This window comes from Salifodinibacter halophilus (assembly GCA_012999515.1).
GTDB lineage: Bacteria > Pseudomonadota > Gammaproteobacteria > Nevskiales > Salinisphaeraceae > Salifodinibacter > Salifodinibacter halophilus.
The window spans coordinates 1-320 of sequence record JABEEB010000107.1; the positions used below are offsets into that span (position 1 = coordinate 1).

Genomic DNA, 320 nt, shown 5'->3' on the forward strand with positions numbered 1-320 from the left:
TCGAAGTCGATTTCCAGCGCCGGGTCAATCCGGGCCTGGTCCATTGCCAGCGTGTGGGCAACATCATGGGCGCCACCGCCGCGCTGTCGCTGGCCAGCACCATCGATAACGGCGATTTCGACGCGCCGCAGCGCATCGGCGTGTTCTCGTACGGCTCGGGCTGTTGCTCGGAGTTCTTCAGTGGCACCGTGCGCAAGGAAGGCCAGGAGCGGCTGCGCGCGATGAAGATCGGCGAGCGCCTGGACCGTCGCCACCAGCTCAGCATGGAGCAGTACGACGCGCTGCTGGAAAAGAGCCGCAGCATGAAGTTCGGCACCCGC

At 65.6% G+C, this 320-nt stretch carries 1 protein-coding gene; it reads left to right on the forward strand.

All coding sequences use genetic code 11. The annotated features are described in order from the left end of the window. A partial coding sequence (locus HKX41_10905; protein ID NNC24639.1) for a hydroxymethylglutaryl-CoA synthase family protein occupies nucleotides 1-320 on the forward strand: 320 nt, incomplete at both ends.